The sequence below is a fragment of the Paenibacillus sp. YYML68 genome, from assembly GCF_027923405.1.
Lineage (GTDB): Bacteria > Bacillota > Bacilli > Paenibacillales > NBRC-103111 > Paenibacillus_G.
Genome location: NZ_BQYI01000001.1, coordinates 2868317 through 2887072, shown reverse-complemented (window position 1 = coordinate 2887072; position 18756 = coordinate 2868317). Strand labels below are relative to the sequence as shown.

Annotated in this window: 18 protein-coding genes; 17 read left to right on the top strand and 1 reads right to left on the bottom strand. The window is 54.9% G+C overall.

Going from position 1 to position 18756, the window contains the following annotated elements:
• Window positions 1-72: 72 nt before the first annotated feature.
• The 14 genes from rny (at window position 73) to ltrA (ending at window position 15170) form a co-directional block, all read left to right on the top strand.
• Window positions 73-1620 carry a ribonuclease Y gene (rny, locus tag PAE68_RS13030; RefSeq protein WP_281887531.1) on the top strand — a complete coding sequence of 516 codons (1548 nt, stop codon included), beginning with the start codon at window positions 73-75 and terminating at the stop codon, window positions 1618-1620.
• Window positions 1621-1714: 94 nt separating this feature from the next.
• Window positions 1715-2509 carry a TIGR00282 family metallophosphoesterase gene (locus PAE68_RS13025; protein WP_281891057.1) on the top strand — a complete coding sequence of 265 codons (795 nt, stop codon included), beginning with the start codon at window positions 1715-1717 and terminating at the stop codon, window positions 2507-2509.
• A 121-nt stretch (window positions 2510-2630) separates the two neighbouring features.
• The gene (locus PAE68_RS13020) at window positions 2631-2891 is read left to right on the top strand and encodes a stage V sporulation protein S (RefSeq protein WP_005550495.1); all 261 of its coding nucleotides are present in this window, start codon (window positions 2631-2633) and stop codon (window positions 2889-2891) included.
• A 110-nt stretch (window positions 2892-3001) separates the two neighbouring features.
• The gene (locus PAE68_RS13015) at window positions 3002-3952 is read left to right on the top strand and encodes a dipeptidase (RefSeq protein WP_281887530.1); all 951 of its coding nucleotides are present in this window, start codon (window positions 3002-3004) and stop codon (window positions 3950-3952) included.
• 220 nt (window positions 3953-4172) lie between these two features.
• On the top strand, window positions 4173-5924 hold the full coding sequence (locus PAE68_RS13010; protein WP_281887529.1) for a 2-oxoacid:acceptor oxidoreductase subunit alpha: 1752 nt from the start codon (window positions 4173-4175) through the stop codon (window positions 5922-5924).
• Entirely contained in the window at window positions 5912-6778 is an 867-nt protein-coding gene (locus PAE68_RS13005; protein ID WP_281887528.1) for a 2-oxoacid:ferredoxin oxidoreductase subunit beta, read from the top strand. The genes PAE68_RS13010 and PAE68_RS13005 overlap by 13 nt, the downstream gene beginning before the upstream one ends.
• A 109-nt stretch (window positions 6779-6887) precedes the next feature.
• Entirely contained in the window at window positions 6888-7466 is a 579-nt protein-coding gene (pduL, locus tag PAE68_RS13000) for a phosphate propanoyltransferase (RefSeq protein ID WP_281887527.1), read from the top strand.
• A gap of 107 nt (window positions 7467-7573) precedes the next feature.
• A complete protein-coding gene (miaB, locus tag PAE68_RS12995) occupies window positions 7574-9052 on the top strand; it encodes a tRNA (N6-isopentenyl adenosine(37)-C2)-methylthiotransferase MiaB (protein ID WP_281887526.1) in 1479 nt (492 codons plus the stop codon).
• Window positions 9053-9067: 15 nt separating this feature from the next.
• Window positions 9068-9511, top strand: a complete 444-nt coding sequence (locus tag PAE68_RS12990; RefSeq protein ID WP_281887525.1) for a YlbF/YmcA family competence regulator — start codon at window positions 9068-9070, stop codon at window positions 9509-9511.
• Window positions 9512-9590: 79 nt separating this feature from the next.
• A complete protein-coding gene (locus PAE68_RS12985) occupies window positions 9591-9746 on the top strand; it encodes a hypothetical protein (RefSeq protein ID WP_281887524.1) in 156 nt (51 codons plus the stop codon).
• A 152-nt stretch (window positions 9747-9898) separates the two neighbouring features.
• On the top strand, window positions 9899-10084 hold the full coding sequence (locus PAE68_RS12980; RefSeq protein WP_281887523.1) for a hypothetical protein: 186 nt from the start codon (window positions 9899-9901) through the stop codon (window positions 10082-10084).
• Between the two features lie 105 nt (window positions 10085-10189).
• Window positions 10190-10594 carry a YmaF family protein gene (locus tag PAE68_RS12975; RefSeq protein ID WP_281887522.1) on the top strand — a complete coding sequence of 135 codons (405 nt, stop codon included), beginning with the start codon at window positions 10190-10192 and terminating at the stop codon, window positions 10592-10594.
• Between the two features lie 48 nt (window positions 10595-10642).
• A complete protein-coding gene (gene hrpB / locus PAE68_RS12970) occupies window positions 10643-13174 on the top strand; it encodes an ATP-dependent helicase HrpB (protein WP_281887521.1) in 2532 nt (843 codons plus the stop codon).
• 583 nt (window positions 13175-13757) lie between these two features.
• Window positions 13758-15170 (top strand): group II intron reverse transcriptase/maturase, encoded by a 1413-nt coding sequence (ltrA, locus tag PAE68_RS12965; protein WP_281887520.1) that lies wholly within the window; start codon window positions 13758-13760, stop codon window positions 15168-15170.
• Between the two features lie 136 nt (window positions 15171-15306).
• Here ltrA and PAE68_RS12960 read toward each other — a convergent pair whose 3' ends face one another.
• The gene (locus PAE68_RS12960; RefSeq protein ID WP_281887519.1) at window positions 15307-15639 is read right to left on the bottom strand and encodes a hypothetical protein; all 333 of its coding nucleotides are present in this window, start codon (window positions 15637-15639) and stop codon (window positions 15307-15309) included.
• 261 nt (window positions 15640-15900) lie between these two features.
• Between PAE68_RS12960 and PAE68_RS12955 the strand changes: the two genes are divergently transcribed.
• The 3 genes from PAE68_RS12955 to PAE68_RS12945 all read left to right on the top strand — a co-directional run bounded on the left by PAE68_RS12955 (window position 15901) and on the right by PAE68_RS12945 (window position 18282).
• Window positions 15901-17184: a M48 family metallopeptidase gene (locus PAE68_RS12955; protein ID WP_281887518.1), complete on the top strand. Its 1284-nt coding sequence runs from the start codon at window positions 15901-15903 to the stop codon at window positions 17182-17184.
• A complete protein-coding gene (locus PAE68_RS12950; protein WP_281887517.1) occupies window positions 17153-17881 on the top strand; it encodes a hypothetical protein in 729 nt (242 codons plus the stop codon). Before PAE68_RS12955 ends, PAE68_RS12950 begins: the two co-directional genes overlap by 32 nt.
• A gap of 152 nt (window positions 17882-18033) precedes the next feature.
• A complete protein-coding gene (locus tag PAE68_RS12945; RefSeq protein WP_281887516.1) occupies window positions 18034-18282 on the top strand; it encodes an HPr family phosphocarrier protein in 249 nt (82 codons plus the stop codon).
• Window positions 18283-18756 lie beyond the last annotated feature (474 nt).

Sequence of the window (18756 nt, the reverse complement as noted above, 5' to 3'; positions counted from 1 at the left end):
GCATGTAGAATGGATTAAACAGCCTGATTATCCCAAGCTACCCCTTGGAGAAACAACGAGGAGGTGAACTGGATGTTGAACAACCCAGTCATCTGGATTTTAATCGTTCTCGTTGTTGGTGCACTATGCTTCTGGATCGGTTATATTATCCGCAAGTCTCTTGCAGAAGCGAAAATTTCTAGTGCTGAACATGCCGCTGAGCAGATTATGGACAATGCTCGCAAGGAAGCAGACGCACTGAAGAAGGAAGCGGTTCTTGAAGCGAAGGACGAAATTCATAAGCTCAGAACCGAAGCTGAAAAAGACATTCGTGAACGTCGGAATGAAACTCAACGACAAGAGAGACGATTGTTGCAAAAAGAGGAATCGCTGGATAAAAAATTAGAATCTCTTGAGAAAAAAGAAGAGCAGGTCGCCAACAAGGAGAAACGAATCGATGAAACGCAGGCTCAGATCGATCAGATTTACCGCGATCAGGTGAGCGAGCTGGAGCGAATTTCTGCGTTGACGATGGATGAAGCGAAGCAGATCATCCTGACTAGCGTCGAGCAGGAGGTTCGCCACGAAACAGCCCAGCTGATCAAGGAGATCGAGCAGCAGGCGAAGGAAGATGGCGACAAGAAGGCAAGAGATATTATTACGCTTGCTATTCAGCGCTGCGCGGCAGACCATGTCGCGGAGACGACGGTATCCGTCGTATCACTTCCGAATGAAGAAATGAAGGGACGTATCATCGGTAGAGAGGGACGCAATATCCGTGCACTGGAAACGTTGACCGGTATTGATCTGATCATCGACGATACTCCTGAAGCGGTCATCCTGTCGGGCTTCGACCCGATTCGCCGCGAGATTGCCCGCACGTCGCTGGAGAAGCTTGTCGCTGACGGACGTATTCACCCGGCTCGCATCGAAGAGATGGTGGAGAAGTCTCGTAAGGAAGTGGACGAGCGTATCCGCGAATACGGTGAGCAGGCTACGTTCGAGACGGGCGTACATGGCTTGCACCCGGACTTGATCAAGATTCTGGGTCGCCTGAAGTTCCGCACAAGCTACGGTCAGAACGTGCTGAAGCATTCCATGGAGGTTGCTTACTTATCCGGCCTGATGGCAGGAGAGTTAGGCGAAGACGTGACATTGGCGAAGCGTGCCGGCTTGCTTCATGATATCGGCAAAGCGCTTGATCACGAGGTGGAAGGCTCGCACGTAGAGATCGGTGTGGAGATCGCCAAGAAGTACAAGGAGCATCCGGTCGTCATCAACAGTATCGCCTCTCACCACGGCGATTGTGAAGCGACGTCGGTCATTGCAATGCTCGTTGGTGCAGCAGATGCGCTGTCTGCAGCTCGCCCAGGCGCCCGCCGCGAGACGCTCGAGACGTACATTCGTCGATTGGAGAAGCTCGAGGAGATCTCCGAATCGTTCGAGGGTGTCGAGAAGTCGTTCGCGATTCAAGCTGGCCGCGAGGTGCGCGTCATGGTGCAGCCTGAGAAGGTGGATGACACTGAGGCGTTCCGACTCGCCCGTGATATTACGAAGAAAATCGAGAGTGAGCTCGATTATCCGGGACATATCAAGGTTACCGTCATTCGCGAGACGCGAGCGGTGGAATACGCGAAGTAATCGCAATATGAATTGAATATGTTGCATGACCCGAGAAGTGGCTGTGAAGCCACTTCTCTTTCATTGATGGTCATAGGAATAAGGAGGAACTCGTATCAAACTGTTATTTATCGGAGATATCGTGGGGTCAGTCGGCCGCAAAGCGCTGAAGACGGTGCTGCCTAGGCTGAAGATGAAATATAATCCGCATTGGATCGTCGTGAATGGTGAGAATGCAGCGGCGGGCAGAGGGATTACGGAGACGATTACGAAGGAATTTTTCGATATGGGCGTTCATGGCATTACGATGGGCAATCATACGTGGGATCAGAAGGATATATTCGAATTTATCGATCGCGAGAAGCGGCTCGTGCGTCCGGCTAACTTCCCTTGGGGGACGCCGGGACAAGGGATGACGTTCATTAAGGTGAAGGACAAGGAGCTGGCGATTATTAACCTGCAAGGACGTACGTTCTTGCCGCCGCTGGATTGCCCGTTCGCTAAGGCCGATGAGCTCGTGGAGGAGGCTCGCAAGCGGACGCCGTACATATTCGTCGACTTCCATGCCGAGGCGACGAGTGAGAAGCTGGCGATGGGCTGGCATCTTGATGGGCGGGTGTCCGCGGTCGTCGGGACGCATACACACGTTCAGACGCACGATGAGCGGCTGCTGCCGCAAGGGACAGCTTATTTGACCGATGTTGGGATGGTCGGACCGATGAACGGCATACTCGGTATGGAGCGGGAGGCGGTGCTGTATAAGTTTCAGACGCAGCTTCCGGCCCGATTCGTCGTGGACGAAGGGAAGTGGCACTTCCACGCCGTCTGCATCGAGCTGAATCCGGACACCGGCCTTGGGAAGAAGCTGCAGCTCATCCGTATGGAAGAGGATGACCTATTGTTCGAGTAGGGCTGCGCGAACCGAATCTTTCATGAAGGTCGTCCAATGGATGGATTGCTGGTACTAACTTTGCAACGCGGGAATATGATTAGAAGTAGATGCTATTCATCATTCCCGAGGAGGTACTTTCATGGAAGTATTAAAGGTTTCAGCAAAATCCAATCCAAACTCTGTTGCCGGCGCACTTGCAGGTGTGCTTCGTGAGCGCGGAGCTGCTGAGCTCCAAGCGATCGGTGCTGGCGCATTGAACCAAGCGATTAAAGCAGTTGCGATTGCACGAGGATTTGTCGCTCCTAGCGGGGTTGATCTCATCTGCGTACCAGCGTTCACGGATATTGTCATTGACGGTGAGGACCGCACGGCCATTAAACTGATTGTGGAGCCAAGATAGCTGGACGGATCTACATAGATTGTAGCCTGATACCTGTTTACGTTGTAGACAGGTTTTTTGGGCTGTTCAGAGGCAGGAGACGGTAGCCAATCATTGAGGGAGGAATTCGAATGATGAAGGTCATCGACGGGCATTGCGACGCCTTGTATAAGCTGTACGAGAACGAGGAGCTCGATTTTTACGGAACGGGGGATGAGCCGGGACTTGATGTGACATATAGTCGGCTATGTGAGGCGAATGTGAGGGTGCAGTTCTTTGCCATCTACTTGCCTGAACGCATTACAGATCCGAGGTTCGACCATTATCTGGAATACGTATCGATTCTGAATCGGGGAATTAGGCAGCACGATCGGATGCGGCTCATTCGGACGAGAAGCGATCTGATCGACGTGATGCACGGTCCGCAGCGCGGGGCGCTCCTGACACTGGAAGGAGCGGACGCACTCGGCGGCAACTCGCTCTATCTTCGAACGCTGTATGACCTCGGTGTGCGGATGATCGGACCGACCTGGAATTATGGCAACTGGGCCGCGGACGGCATTCTGGAGCCACGCAAGGGCGGGTTCTCGCGACGGGGAAAAAGCTTTATTAAAGAATGCAACGAATTGGGCATCCTATTGGATGCGTCACACTTGTCTGTTGCTTCGTTCTGGGACTTGGCTGAGTGCTCCGCTGTGCCGTTTGTCGCAACGCATTCGAATGCGAAGGCAGTCTGCGGACACCCGCGCAATCTGGATGACGACCAGCTCAAGGAGCTCATTCGCCGCGACGGGAGAATCGGTCTGACGTTCGTTCCTTGGTTCGTGCAAGGAGGCGGTCAGGCGTCGATTGAAGCGCTGCTGCGACATGTTGACTATGTACTGAGTCTAGGAGGCGAAGGTCAGCTTGTGTTCGGCTCGGACTTTGATGGTATTGACCAGTGGATTCCGGGTCTTGAGCACCCTGGCGGCTATGTAACGCTTGCGAATGAGCTGTACAAGAGGTATCCTGCCCAGCTGGTGGAGAAGCTGCTATACGGCAACTGGCAGACGTATCTGCAGCAGCACCTGCCGATTTATTAAATATTAACATCTTGATTGTAGATGTAAACCAAGCAGATTAATCGCGTAGTGATATGGATATGATCTAAATTTACTATGTTTTGATTTTGTCGAAAACCCTTGCAATTTACCCCTTGAAGACATAAAATTTGTGTGACACTGAAAGATATGTAGTGGTAATCGTCTTTCGGACGATCATGGGTAGCTGCAAGGGCAGCGAACTTAAAAGGAGTGGACAACGGTGATTAGCCAATTATCTTGGAAAGTCGGAGGACAACAGGGGGAAGGCGTGGAAAGTACGGACAAAATCTTTTCCACTGCCTTGACCAGACTGGGGTACTACTTGTATGGGTACCGTCACTTTTCCTCGCGGATTAAGGGCGGACATACGAATAACAAAATCAGAATCAGTACACAACCGATTCGTGCCATTTCCGACGATCTCGACATTCTCGTTGCTTTCGACCAGGAAACAATTGATGTTAACGCGCATGAGCTGCGTGAGAACGGCGTTATTATCGCAGATGCAAAAGTAAATCCGACAGTACCTGAAGGTGTGAAGGCTCGCTTATTCGCGGTTCCGATCACAGCAATTGCTGAGGAGCTTGGCACTTCCCTATTTAAGAACATGGCCGCTTCCGGCGCATCCTGGGCATTGCTCGGCTTGCCGCTTGAGGTGTTTAATAAAGCAGTTGAAGAAGAGTTCGGTCGTAAAGGTCCAGCAGTCGTTGAGAAGAACATCGAGGCGGTTCGTAAGGCTGCTGAGTTCGTGCTTGAGCTGACAGGCGGTCCGCTTCCGGAATTCCAGCTCGCGCCTGCTGACGGCAGAACGAAGCTGTTCATGATCGGTAACGATGCGATCGCGCTTGGCGCAGTTGCTGCAGGCTGCCGCTTCATGCCAGCTTACCCGATCACTCCAGCATCGGAGATCATGGAATACTTGATCAAGACGCTGCCGAAGTTCGGCGGTACGGTTATCCAGACTGAGGACGAGATCGCAGCTTGTACGATGGCAATCGGCGCTAACTACGGCGGCGTGCGTACGTTGACAGCATCTGCGGGTCCTGGTCTGTCCCTGATGATGGAAGCGATTGGACTTGCAGGTATGACGGAGACCCCAATCGTTATCGTCGATACACAGCGCGGCGGTCCAAGTACAGGTCTTCCGACGAAGCAGGAGCAATCCGACGTACTGGCGATGATCCACGGAACACACGGTGAAATTCCGAAGATCGTTCTGTCGCCATCGACGATTGAGGAGTGCTTCTACGATACGATTGAAGCATTCAACCTCGCAGAGGAATATCAGGTTCCAGTTATACTGCTGACAGACCTGCAGCTGTCCCTGGGTAAGCAATCGAGCGAGCTGCTTGACTACAGCAAGATCGAGATCAAGCGCGGCAAGCTGCAGACTGGTGAGCTTCCAGCGCTTGCAGAGAACCAAATGTTCCAGCGCTATGCGTTGACAGAAGATGGCGTATCGCCACGCTCTGTACCAGGTCAGAAGTACGGCATTCATCACGTAACTGGTGTCGAGCACGCTCCAGACGGTCGTCCATCGGAGAGCCCGGAGAACCGCGTGAAGATGATGGATAAGCGACTGAACAAGCTGAACAACCTGAAAGTGACGAATGCGATTAAGGTGGATGCTCCTCACGAGAATCCGGATCTCCTCATCATCGGCATGGGCTCCATCGGCGGAACGATCGACGAGGCGAGAGGCCGCTTGACGAAGGAAGGCATCAAGACGAACCATGTAACAGTTCGCCTCTTGCATCCGTTCCCGGTTGAAGATCTGAAGCCACTCATCGAGAAGGCGAAGCAGGTTGTCGTTGTGGAGAACAACGCAACAGGTCAACTGGCTCAGCTTATCAAGTTGAACGTAGGTCATGCGGATAAAGTGAAGAGCATGCTCAAATATAACGGTAACCCGTTCTTGCCAGCCGAAATCACTAACTTTTGTCAGGAGTTGAACCTAGTATGGCAACGTTAAAAGACTTCCGCAATAACATTAAGCCGAACTGGTGCCCAGGCTGCGGTGACTTCTCCGTACAGGCGGCGATTCAGCGTGCGGCGGCGAATGTGGGTCTCGAGCCAGAGCAGCTTGCCATCGTATCGGGTATCGGATGCTCCGGACGTATCTCCGGTTACATCAACGCATACGGCTTCCACGGCGTACACGGTCGTTCCCTTCCAATCGCACAAGGCCTGAAGATGGCGAACCGTGAGCTGACGGTTATCGCTGCAGGCGGCGACGGCGACGGCTTCGCAATCGGTATGGGTCATACGGTGCATGCGATTCGTCGTAACATCAACATTACGTACATCGTCATGGACAACCAGATCTACGGCTTGACGAAGGGTCAGACGTCCCCGCGTTCGGCAGAAGGCTTCAAGACGAAGTCGACGCCGTCCGGTTCGATCGAGTCCGCTCTGTCGCCGCTTGAAGTAGCGATCGCGGCAGGCGCATCGTTCGTGGCGCAGTCGTTCTCGAGCAACCTGAAGCAGCTGACTTCGCTCATCGAGGAAGGTATGAAGCACGAAGGCTTCTCCTTCATCAACGTATTCAGCCCTTGCGTTACGTTCAACAAGGTGAACACGTATGAGTGGTTCAAGGAGAACATCGTTGATCTGGAAGAAACTCCGGATTACGACGCTTCCAACCGCGTCATGGCGATGAACAAAATTATGGAAACGAACAGCTTGGTAACGGGACTTATTTATCAAGATAAATCAAAGCCTAGCTACGAGAACCTTGTAAAAGGCTTCAAGCCGGAAGGTCTGAACAAAGCAGATCTATCGCTGTCAGAGGAAGAGTTCCAGAAGCTGGTTGCAGAATTCAAATAAATGTCATACACGAGAGAAGCATACGGTGCACACCGTATGCTTTTTTTGTACAGGATGGGTATAATGGGGAGAGTGCAATATAGAACGAATAACTAGGAGGGGCGAGACTATGACGACAATGAGCGTACCTATCGGCGTATCGGCGCGCCATATTCATTTAACCCGGGAGCATATCGAACGATTGTTCGGAGAGGGCTATGAGCTGAAGGTGATGAAGGAGCTGTCGCAGCCGGATCAATATGCAGCCGAGGAGACAGTAGCGGTGATCGGCCCGAAGGGGCGGTTCGACAAGGTCAGAATTCTCGGCCCAGCTCGGCCGAAGTCTCAGCTCGAAATCTCCCGTACCGATTCGTTCACGATCGGTGTAGCAGCGCCCGTACGTGAATCGGGCAAGACAGAAGGTACACCCGGCATACGTGTGGCAGGGCCTGCAGGAGAGGTGGAGCTGACAGACGGTGTCATCGTTGCGGCGCGCCACATCCATTTCCACACCGAGGATGCGGCAAGATGGGGAATATCGGATAAGCAGCTGGTTGCTGTGCGAGTGGAAGGTGAGCGAGCCGTTGTGTTCGAGAATGTGCTTGCCCGAGTATCCGATCAGTTCGCGCTGGATATGCACATTGATACGGATGAGGCGAATGCAGCGGGTGTGAAGAATGGAGATAAGGGAACGATCGTACTCAGTTAATCTCGTAAAGTGGATGTTTCTTTTGTCATAGCCGCCCTATTAATGATATAATTAAGGGTACGATCTTTGCGGCGGCTTGACGGCGCTGTTCAGGAGGAACTATAACGATGACGACGAGCACGAAGGACTATTCGAAATATTTCCAGCCCCCATCGTATACGGACGCGAAGAAGCGGGGGAAAGAAGAAATAGAGGTTCATTACGATTTCAGCATTCCGGAGGAGCTTCGGGAAATCGGCAAGGACAAACATTATTTGATCCAAACGTACGGCTGTCAAATGAACGAGCACGATACGGAGACGATCAAAGGGCTGCTCGAGCAAATGAGCTACCGGCCCACGGAGGATCGCAAGCAGGCGGACATTATTCTGCTTAATACGTGTGCGGTTCGCGAGAATGCGGAGGATAAGGTGTTCGGGGAGCTCGGTCACCTGAAGAAACTGAAGCTGGAGAAGCCTTCGCTCATTCTTGGCGTGTGTGGCTGTATGTCGCAGGAGGAGGGCGTCGTCAATCGGATCATGAAGAAGCATCCGTTCGTCGACCTCATCTTCGGCACGCACAACATACACCGTCTTCCGGCACTTCTGAAGGAAGCGATGTTCAGTAAGGAAATGGTAATCGAGGTGTGGTCCAAGGAAGGCGACATCATTGAGAATCTTCCGAAGAAGCGCGAGGGCATCAAGGCGTGGGTGAACATCATGTACGGCTGCGACAAGTTCTGTACGTACTGTATCGTGCCTTACACGCGGGGTAAGGAGCGGAGCCGCAGACCGGACGATGTCATCGCTGAGGTGCGTGACCTCGCCAGACAAGGCTTCAAGGAGATTATGCTGCTCGGTCAGAATGTGAATGCATACGGCAAAGATTTCGAGGATATCGAGTACCGCTTCGGCGATCTGATGGACGATATTCGCAAGATCGACCTTCCGCGTGTACGCTTCACGACGAGTCATCCGAGAGACTTCGACGATCATCTCATTGAGGTGCTGGCGAAGGGCGGCAACCTTGTGGAGCATATTCACCTGCCGGTGCAGTCGGGCAGCAATGCGATTCTGAAGCGAATGAGCCGCAAGTATACGAGGGAGCATTATCTCGAGCTCGTTCGTAAAATTAAAGCGGCGATCCCGGACGCGGTGCTCACTAGCGATATTATCGTCGGCTTCCCTGGTGAGACGGACGAGCAGTTCGAGGAGACAATCTCGCTTGTGAAGGAGGTCGGCTTCGATATGGCCTTCACGTTCATCTATTCGCCGCGGGAAGGAACCCCGGCCGCCGATATGGAAGACGATATTCCATACGAGGTGAAGCAGGCTCGACTCGTTCGACTGAACGATACGCTCAACGTGTTCAGCAAGGCGAGCAACGAGCGGCTGAAGGGTCAGACGCTGGAGGTTCTTATTGAGGGAGAGAGTAAGAACAACCCGAATGTACTGGCTGGACGGACGAGAACGAATAAACTCGTTCACGTTGAGGCGCCGAAGGAGCTGATCGGACAGTTCGTTCACGTGCACATTACGGAGACGCCGACGTTTTATATTAAGGGAGATTGGGTGAAGGAGCCGGTAGCAGAGGCTTCGCAAGCATAAGGGGGACGAGACACGATGGCGGAGAAGAAATATAACGATTGCGGAATGGAAACGTACACGAACACAGAGATGATCGTGCGTGAGGATATTATGGCGAAGGCGAAGGAGCTCGCTGACATGCTGTCAACGTCAAGCGAGGTCGTCTTCTATCAGCAGGCGGAGAAGAAGATTGCGAGCAACGACCAAATTCAGACACTGATCAGCTCGATTAAGAAGAAGCAGAAGGAGATCGTCGCCTTCGAATCGTTCGAGAACAAGAAGATGGTCGAGAAGATTGAGGGTGAGATTGAGGCGCTGCAGGACGAGCTCGATTCGATCCCGATCGTAAGCGAGTTCAAGCAGTCTCAAGAGGACATTAACTACTTGCTTCAGCTCATCATGGGTGTTATTCGTGACACGATTTCGGAGAAGATCAATGTGGAGCAGGGCGAAGTCGTCCGTTCGACGTGCTCGGAGTAGGTTGAAATTGTGAACGATGCATAGAATGTACGACACCGGGAACACTCACCTTAACACATGTTAAGGAGGCCTTGCGAATATGGACATCGTCAAGTTCAAGGTGAACCCGGAGCTCGAAGCGGACAAGGAATCGATCTATCGGGAGCTGGATACGAATACATCGTTATCGAAGGAAGAGCAGCAGCAGCTTCTCGCGGAGCTGTCTTACTCCCTGCTGGATGACGAGGAAGAGTAGAACAACTGCTGCGCGATCGATTCGAATCGTCGATTAAGCCTTCGAGACAAGCCTAGCGGCTCGTTTCGGGGGCTTTTTTCGCTACGTGCGGTCAAGCGGGCTCTGTACATAGAAACAATCAACAATTGAGGGATGAAGGAGAGATTGGACGAATGGCTACAATTATTATGCTGCTGTGCTTGCTGGTGATGGGGACGTTCTTCAGCCTAGCGTTCGTATTCGCCTTCCAGAAGAAGAAGGGAACGGCTTGGCTGATGCTCGGCATCGGCTTCGTCGTGTCGTTCATGTTCTATTGGGGAATTTATAAGGGCTGGATTGCAATTCCAGAGCAATATTAAGGCATGAAGGGGTACTGCCCTCGCGTATGATGTGTCAGTCATACGGTTAGAGCTTCAGGGGACGATGGATTCGGAGCCTGTCAGTTCAGGTCAGGGGGCGGGAGTATGCCGATACGAAAAACAATTGGAGCATGGAGCTCGAACGTAGGCGCTGTACCGAGAGCCCATGCTCATTATTTTCGCGCTATAACCGATGAGGAACAGGGGCATGTGCATGAGCTGCAGCTGTTTACATATCCGGTGAACGGAAGCGAGGGTGATGGTCACGTACATACGTTCCAAGGTCATACCTTGATCGACGGGCGGCACTTTCATCGACTGCAGGGCACGACAGGTCCTGCACTCGGCCTGCCTAACGGTGACCATTATCATTTGATTAATAGCGAGACGATCAATGAGCCGTTCGCGTTCCGCGGCGGTTATTATACGACGTTGCTCGCAGTCAAGCGGCATACGCATACGTTCCATGGTGCGACGAGTACAGGGCTTGGCTATGCAGATTGGTTGTAAGCGCAGCGCGATGGCGTGATTGATCGATGGGAAAGGAAAGATGAGAGAATGGCATTGCCGATCGAAGCGCGGCTGCCAGAGCTGCTAGGGCTGCTGCGCGATCATACCCGAGCTGTGCTCGTCGCAGAGCCGGGAGCCGGTAAGACGACTCGGGTACCGTTGGCGCTGCTGGAGGAGCCGTGGCTGAATGGACGCAAAATCGTCATGCTCGAGCCGCGTAGACTGGCGGCGAAGTCAGCAGCCCGCTATATGGCGCAGTCGCTCGGGGAGCAGGTCGGGGATACGGTCGGCTACCGGGTGCGTCTGGAGACGAAGGTGAGCGCGAAGACGCGCATCGAGGTCGTGACCGAGGGTGTGCTGACCCGTATGCTGCAATCGGACCCGATGCTGGAGGATACAGGCATTGTCTTGTTCGATGAATTCCATGAACGTAACCTGCAGGCCGATCTCGGGCTCGCGCTAAGTCTTGAGTCGCAATCGGTGCTGCGAGACGAGCTCCGTCTGTTGGTCATGTCCGCAACGCTGGATGCTGCCGCTGTCGCGAAGCTGATGAACGATGCGCCGGTGCTCGTCTGTGAGGGGCGAGCGTATCCGGTGGAGACGCTCCATCGGCCGCGCCTATCAAGCGAGAAGCTCGAGCAGGCGGTCGTGCGGGTGATCCAGGAGGCATACGCGAAGCAGGAAGGCGACCTGCTCGTGTTCTTGCCGGGCGCGGGGGAAATTCGCCGCGTCGAGTCGATGCTCGCCGGGCTGCGGGCTCAGCTGCCGGGTCTTGCGGTGCATCCGCTGTACGGGATGCTGCCGCCCTCGGCACAGGAGCTGGCGCTTCGGCCCGCCCCGCCCGGCACGCGCAAGGCTGTACTCGCGACGACGATCGCCGAGTCAAGCTTGACGGTCGACGGTGTACGCATCGTCGTCGACAGCGGCCTTGCCCGTACGCCGCGTTATTCACCGCGTACAGGGATGACTCGGCTCGACACGGTGCAGGTGTCGAGAGCGTCTGCCGACCAGCGGCGCGGACGCGCGGGCCGTCAAGGCCCGGGCGTCTGCTACCGTCTCTGGTCGCCGGAGGAGGAGCGTGCGATGGCGGAGCACCGCACGCCGGAGATGGCGGAGGCGGATCTCGCGCCGCTCGCGCTGGAGCTGGCCGCGTGGGGGACGAGCCCCGACGCGCTCAGCTGGCTGACGCCGCCGCCTGCTGCGGCGTACCGGGAGGCCGCCGAGCTGCTGCGCCAGCTCGGCGCACTGGATGCGGCCGGGGCGCTGACCGCCCACGGCCAGGCGATGGCGCGGCTCGGCATGGAGCCGCGCCTGGCCCATATGGCCCTGCGCGCGAAGCCGCTGGGCCTAGGTGGGGCCGCCTGCGAGCTGGCGGCCCTGTTGCAGGAGCGGGATGCCTTCCGCTCCGAGCCTGTTGCAGGCGCGCCGGGGGACGGGCGCGCCGACAGCGATGTGCGCCGCCGGCTCGCGGCGCTGCGGGACTGGGCCGCCGCCCCGGGACGGGCGGGCGGCGAAGCAGGTGCTGACGCGGCGGCGAAGCGCCGCGTCGCGGAGGAGGCCGCGCAGTGGAAGCGCGCGGTCGGCGCAGGCCCGGGCTGGTCACGCCCGGGCGAGGAGGACGCCAGCGGCCTGCTGCTGGCGCTGGCGTATCCGGACCGGATCGCCCAGAACCGCGGCGACGGCCGATTCCTGCTGGCGAACGGCCGGGGCGCCATCTTCGCGAGCATGCAGAGCTTGTCGCTCGCTCCGTATGTCGTCGCGGCTGATGTCGACGACGTAGGCGCGGACAGCCGCATACGGCTTGCTGCGCCAGTCACGCTGGAGGAGCTGTATACGCATCTTGGTGATCTGATTCAACGTGAGGAGCTCGTCTATTGGGACGTCGAGGCGCGCAATGTGAGAGCGCGCCGCCGCGAGCGACTCGGCGCGCTCCTGCTGAAGGAAGCGGTGCTGCCTAGGCCCGAGCCTGATGCGCTGCTGGCCGCCCTGCTCGAAGGCATTCGGCACGAAGGACTCGGGCTGCTAACGTGGTCGAAGGCGGCGCAGCAGCTGCGCGAACGGCTTGCGTTCATGCACCGCCATGTCGGGTCACCGTGGCCGGACATGTCCGATGAAGCGCTGCTCGGCGGGCTGGAGGAGTGGCTTGCCCCTCACGCCTACGGGATGAAGCAGCGCGAGGAGCTGCAGCGGCTACAGCCAGCCGCGTTGCTGGAGGGAATGCTCTCCTGGACGGAGCGCCAGGAGCTGGAGAAGGAGGCGCCGACGCATTGGACGGTGCCGAGCGGCTCGCGCATCCCAATCGATTACAGCGATCCCGATGCGCCGGTGCTGGCAGTGCGGCTGCAGGAGATGTTCGGCCTGTTCGAGACGCCGCGCATCGCCTGCGGCAAGGTGCCGCTCGTGCTGCATCTGCTGTCGCCGGCGCATCGTCCGGTTCAGGTGACGCGTGATCTTGCCAGCTTCTGGCGGGATGCATACTTCGAGGTGAAGAAGGACTTGAAGGGTCGTTACCCGAAGCACGTGTGGCCGGACGATCCGCTGTCGGAGGCGCCGACCCGCAGGGCGAAGCCTCGGGGGTGAGCTTGACATCGCGCATAAGGCGGTAAGCGAACTTGCCATAGGATGTACTGTAACGAAGCTAGGTAATGACAGTAACCGTGCTATCTTATAGCAATGCATGAACGACGATCTCCACATCGGCATGAGACGACCATATATAGTAGAAGACTGCACCGCGCTAAGAGCGAGTGCAGTCTTTTTGTGCGCCACGCATGGCGACTAACTAGGTGGTGAAAGTCCACTGTGGGGGTTTGTAGTTACCAACCACTAGCCAAGAGCAAGGGTGTCCATCGTGAGGTGGAATCTGAAGGAAGCTGGAGGCAAAATTCCGACCCGAGGAACACGAACATCATCAGGCATAAGGTATGGGATGAGCTTGCAAAACAAAGCGAAGTCCAATAACTACACGGACGTACCAATGTAAATGATGCGGGTGCATGGAAGGAAAGTGAGTCGTCTTACCGTGGGAGGTCTCATGGACGTGCTGAGATGAATTTCGAATCACGGTTGAAACAAGATTTATCATGAGAAGTCAGCAGACGCCATAGTACCTCCTGCCGTCGACAGCAGGGGGGAAGGGCTGAACCTTAGGAGGTGATCGTCAATGAATGATACCAAAACAGGAGCAAAGGGCAGCCAACTTCGAAAAGAAGGCTCCACGCAGAAAGATAGTGCGGAACACGACGGATATGCGGGAGTGCACATTCCTGAGCGGATAACTGAAAAGGACGATGCCAACACAAGCAAGTCGGGGGATAAGTTGCTTGAGAAGATCGTGAGCCGAGACAACCTGAACGAAGCGTTCAAGCGAGTCAAAGCAAACAAGGGGTCGCATGGAGTCGACGGGATGGGGGTAGATGCACTTCTACAATATCTCAAAGAAAACGGCGAAACCATCAAGCAACAAATCCTGGACGGCAAATACCGTCCGAATCCCGTTCGGCGGGTAGAAATCCCGAAAGAGAACGGAAAGAAAAGAAATCTGGGAATCCCTACGGTGGTGGACCGGCTCATCCAACAGGCAATCGCCCAAGTGCTGACACCGATCTACGAGAAACAATTTTCAGAGAACAGCTACGGTTTCCGCCCGAAACGGAAAGCACATGATGCGATTTGGAAAAGTCAGATGCATATCGACGATGGTTATCGTTTCGTCGTTGACATGGATCTAGAGAAATACTTCGATACGGTTAACCAAAGCAAATTAATCGAAGTGCTGTCGAGATCCATAAAGGACGGCCGAGTCATATCGCTCATTCACAAATTTCTGAAAGCTGGAGTGGTTGTTAGGCACAAGTTTGAGGAAACCGAACTCGGCGTGCCGCAGGGAGGGAATCTGAGTCCAATACTTAGCAATATCATGCTAAATGAACTGGATAAGGAACTTGAAAGGAGAGGCCATCGCTTTGTACGTTACGCAGACGATATGCTCGTATTCTGTAAGAGCAGGAAAAGCGCCGAACGAACACTGTCCAATATTCTCCCCTTTATCGAGCAGAAGCTGTTCCTTAAGGTGAATCGAGAGAAGACGGTTGTGGATGATGCGAGGAGAGTTAAGTTTCTAGGATTTTCATTCTACAGCCGAAAAGGACAAACAAAGGTCAGAATACATCCTAAATCGACAGCCAAGATGAAAGCCAAAGTAAAAGAGCTGACGTCGAGAAGCAACGGAATGGGAAACGACGACCGAGCAATAAAATTAAAACGGTACATTACGGGGTGGGTAAACTACTTCAAAATAGCCGATATGAAAAAGTTGCTTAAGTCCACGGACGAATGGATGAGAAGACGTATCCGCATGATCTTCTGGAAACAGTGGAAACGAGTGAGGACAAGATTCGACAAACTGAAATCGCTTGGCATCCACGAACAGAAGGCATGGGAATACGCAAACACAAGAAAGAGCTACTGGCGAACATCTAATAGCCCCATTCTCGACACTTCCCTCAATAACACCACAATAAAAGGTCTCGGATTTCTATTCTTTTCAGATTATTACCGGCAAGTCACTGTGTAAACTAAGGAACCGCCGTATACCGAACGGTACGTACGGTGGTGTGGGAGGTCGGCTACTCAAATAATGGGTAGCCTCCTACCCGATTGAGATGCGGTGAGTTGGGTACAATCTGGTATGAATAGGTCTGCTACAGATACTACTTCATCCGAAACGTATAATAGCTCGACCCGCCGGATTGTCCGGTCCGATACAGCCACAAGCCGCCGAGAATCATAGCCGCGGACAAGATGAGCGCGATAAACTTCGGCAGCCAGTACAGCAAGAGCAGTACACCAGCGAGCAGTCCGAGACCGCTGCAGATGCGCTGGAACATGCCGTTCGCCTCGCGCCAAAACTTAAGGCCATAAAATAATAAGACAAAAGCAAATGCATACGTAATTAACGCCCAGAACGCTCCCCATACGAATACCGAGCATATGCCGAGAAGCGCCAGCGCTAGCCCGCCGATCGTCCGTCCGTTCCATTTCATAATTCGCTTCACCATCCTTTAACTTCGATTTCTACTTCCTTCATTGTAAACGATTTGGACGCGTTCGAAAACTGTACCGCGGACGGTCTGGCAGCTGGACCTAGGTCGGGGACCTGGGAAGCGTAGCAGAGTGACTCGTGTGCTTCGACCGAGAAACGGATATAATGGTTAAGCATGTAAATGATCGAGCACTTCCCACTAATCAATTATACTTCTAATGCCGCTAATGCGGCAGATGAGCAACGATAGGAGGCGTTATGATTGTTACGAACCAATATGCTGGCCCGACCTCGAACCTATGTGATGGCCTTCATCCTCTACGCCGCGGCGATCGCACTGTACCTCGCCGTGGCCATGAGACAACCGATCCCGCCCTACGCCGCTGGAACTGCCGCCGACCCGGCTACCTTCCTAGATCCGGAGCTGTACGAGCGTAGTCTGATCTATTCAGCACAGCGCAACTGGCTGTTCTTCATCAGCTATCCGTGGGAGTGGCTCGTCTATGGTTGGGTCGTGTTCAGCGGGCTTGGACTGCGCTGGGAGCAGCGGCTGGAGCAATCTACGACATGGAATCGCGTGAAATGGTTGAAGCTTCCATTATTCGTGCTGCTGCTGCAGACGTTCGTGTTCGTGTGCTTCTTGCCGATTCGTCTGACAAGCTATACGCTCTCACGGGCGAATGGCATTTCGACCCAAGGGTGGGGGAGCTGGCTGCGCGATCGCGCAGTCGACTTCGGTGTTGATTTCATCATGCTCAGCCTCGGAGCGGCTGTTGTGCTATGGCTCATTCGCCGCGGAGGCCGCTGGTGGGTGAAGCTATGGCTGCTGTCTGTGCCTGTCACGTTATTTCTCATGTATATTCAACCGGTCGTCATTGATCCGCTCTATAACGACTTCAAGCGGCTGTCGAATGCTCAGCTCGAAGCGAAGCTGCTGGCGCTGGCGGACAAGGCGAATATTCCGGCCGATCGTGTGTTCGAGGTGAACGTCTCGGAGAAGACGAACGCGCTTAACGCCTACGTGAACGGCATCGGCTCCTCGCTACGGATTGTGCTGTGGGATACGACGCTAGAGCGGCTGACCGAGCAGGAAATTATGGTCATCATGGCGCATGAGATGGGGCACTATGCGATGCATCATCTGGAATGGAGCGCGGTCGGGGCGATCGGCTCCTCGCTCGTCGGCTTAGCGTTAAGCGGAGTGGCAGCAGAACATTTGTTCCGCAGGTTAAGAAAAGGCACTCTTATCTCGGCTCCCGGAGCACTGTCATCGCTCCCCGTGCTGCTCCTGCTGCTCTCGGTCGTGTCCTTCGCTTCGCTGCCTGTCGCGAACACGGTGTCGAGACAGGCGGAGCATGCGGCGGATCGATACGCATTCGAGCTGCTAGGCAGCACGGAAGGTGCTGTGACGATGTTCCAGAAGCTGGCGGCTGCATCCCTCAGCGAGATGAATCCGCCGTGGCTCGTGAAGCTGTTCCGTGCGAGTCATCCAAGTCTGCTGGAGCGTATTGAATATGCGGCAGTGCGAGAGCGGCATGAGCCGTAGAGCGCTGTTAATTACGCTCCCAGGGCTGGCTACAGCGCCGAGCTTCATGGATGGTGTACGGGCATCTCTGTGCAGACTGCTCGATGAGCTCGGCTATGAGGCGGATGCTCATTCGCTGTATGCGTATGGAGATTGGGGCCGCCGTCTACTTCCGCAAATTGGGGATATCGCCTATGACTACGCGATGGGCAGTCGGTGGACGCATCGATCGATCGCTACGTCGCGGTATAGGGAGCTTCGCGACCGACTTGATTTGGCAATCCACCATTACGCTGTCGTCTTGTTGGTCGGCCATAGCGGGGGCGGCATTGCCGGTCTGCATGCTGCGCGTGAGGTGCGACGGCTACATCCGCATCTGCATACGCTGAACGTGCTGATCGGATCACCGAGGTGCAGGGTGCTGCCGGAGGAGCGCGACCGCGTGCTGTATATGGCGGCATCGTGGCGAAGCGGGCGACCATCGGACCCTGTCAGCCTAATCGGCAGCTGGGGAGGGTGGGAGCGGACGCATAATGGTCTTATGCGATGGAACCGGTACAAGCATGCCCCGAGCGACATGATGGAGCTGCCGATCGTAGGCGGTCACCCGGATTACTTCCGCCACGCTGCGCCTTATGTAGACGTCGCAGGCCGCTCCAATCTACAGGTCGTGATGGATGCCTTGGAGCTATGGCTTGAGAAGAAGCTTGAGCCCTAAACGTACTCCAGCGTTAATTATGAAGTGGGCTGCGAAGCTTCAGCACTCTGTTCCTGTCCTCCTGCAGGAGAATGAGCGGATCGTGTCGAAAGCGAGTGGAGCAAGGCACGTTACGGCACCAGCGCTTGCTGGTGTGCTGGAGGTAGCTACCGATGAGAGTTCATGAGGTTTCACTTCGACAGACGTTTGATTTTCAACAGTGGCAGCTCTTATCAAGAAAAGCGAGTACGTTCTCCTCTGCCATTACTCTGATCTCGGAGGAGCACGGTCTTCGCCTGGATGCCAAGAGTGTGCTCGGCATAATGGCATCATCGCTTCGCGCAGGGACGAGGGTGAGAATCGTGACTCGTGGCCGAGATGAGGAAGAGGCGCTTGATGCGATGTGCGAGCTGCTGGAGTAGGCCGAGTAGCTGTGCTGGAGGGCGAGCTGCTGGAGTAGGCCGGGCATGCGGGCGCAGGTGCGACTTGCGTTGGAGGAGGCCGAGCAGGTAGGTGCGTGTACGGCCTGCCTGTTGAAGCTCGCATACAGGTGGGGTGTGCGCACAGTTGAAGCGTGGTCGCTGCGCGCCACATCCTTTTTTGTCATATCGAAGCGGTTTATGCGCTTGCCCGGGAAATGTTGAGCGATCAAGCTCCTCATATGCCCCACGCTTCCCTTGGTGCTGGGGCGTTGAGTGTGCGAGAATGACTCGAGATCGTTTTGAGGTTCATGCCAGATGCTTCGACTTTAATTTATTTCGAATATTCCTTGATAGGAATATTCCTTATGTGGTATATTGATATTGCGAGGTTGATCCATCGCTCATGGGACGAGGTCAGTCTATTGTCACAATAGAAGCTGCGGGCTTATGCCACGTACATCGGGATCCGATCCT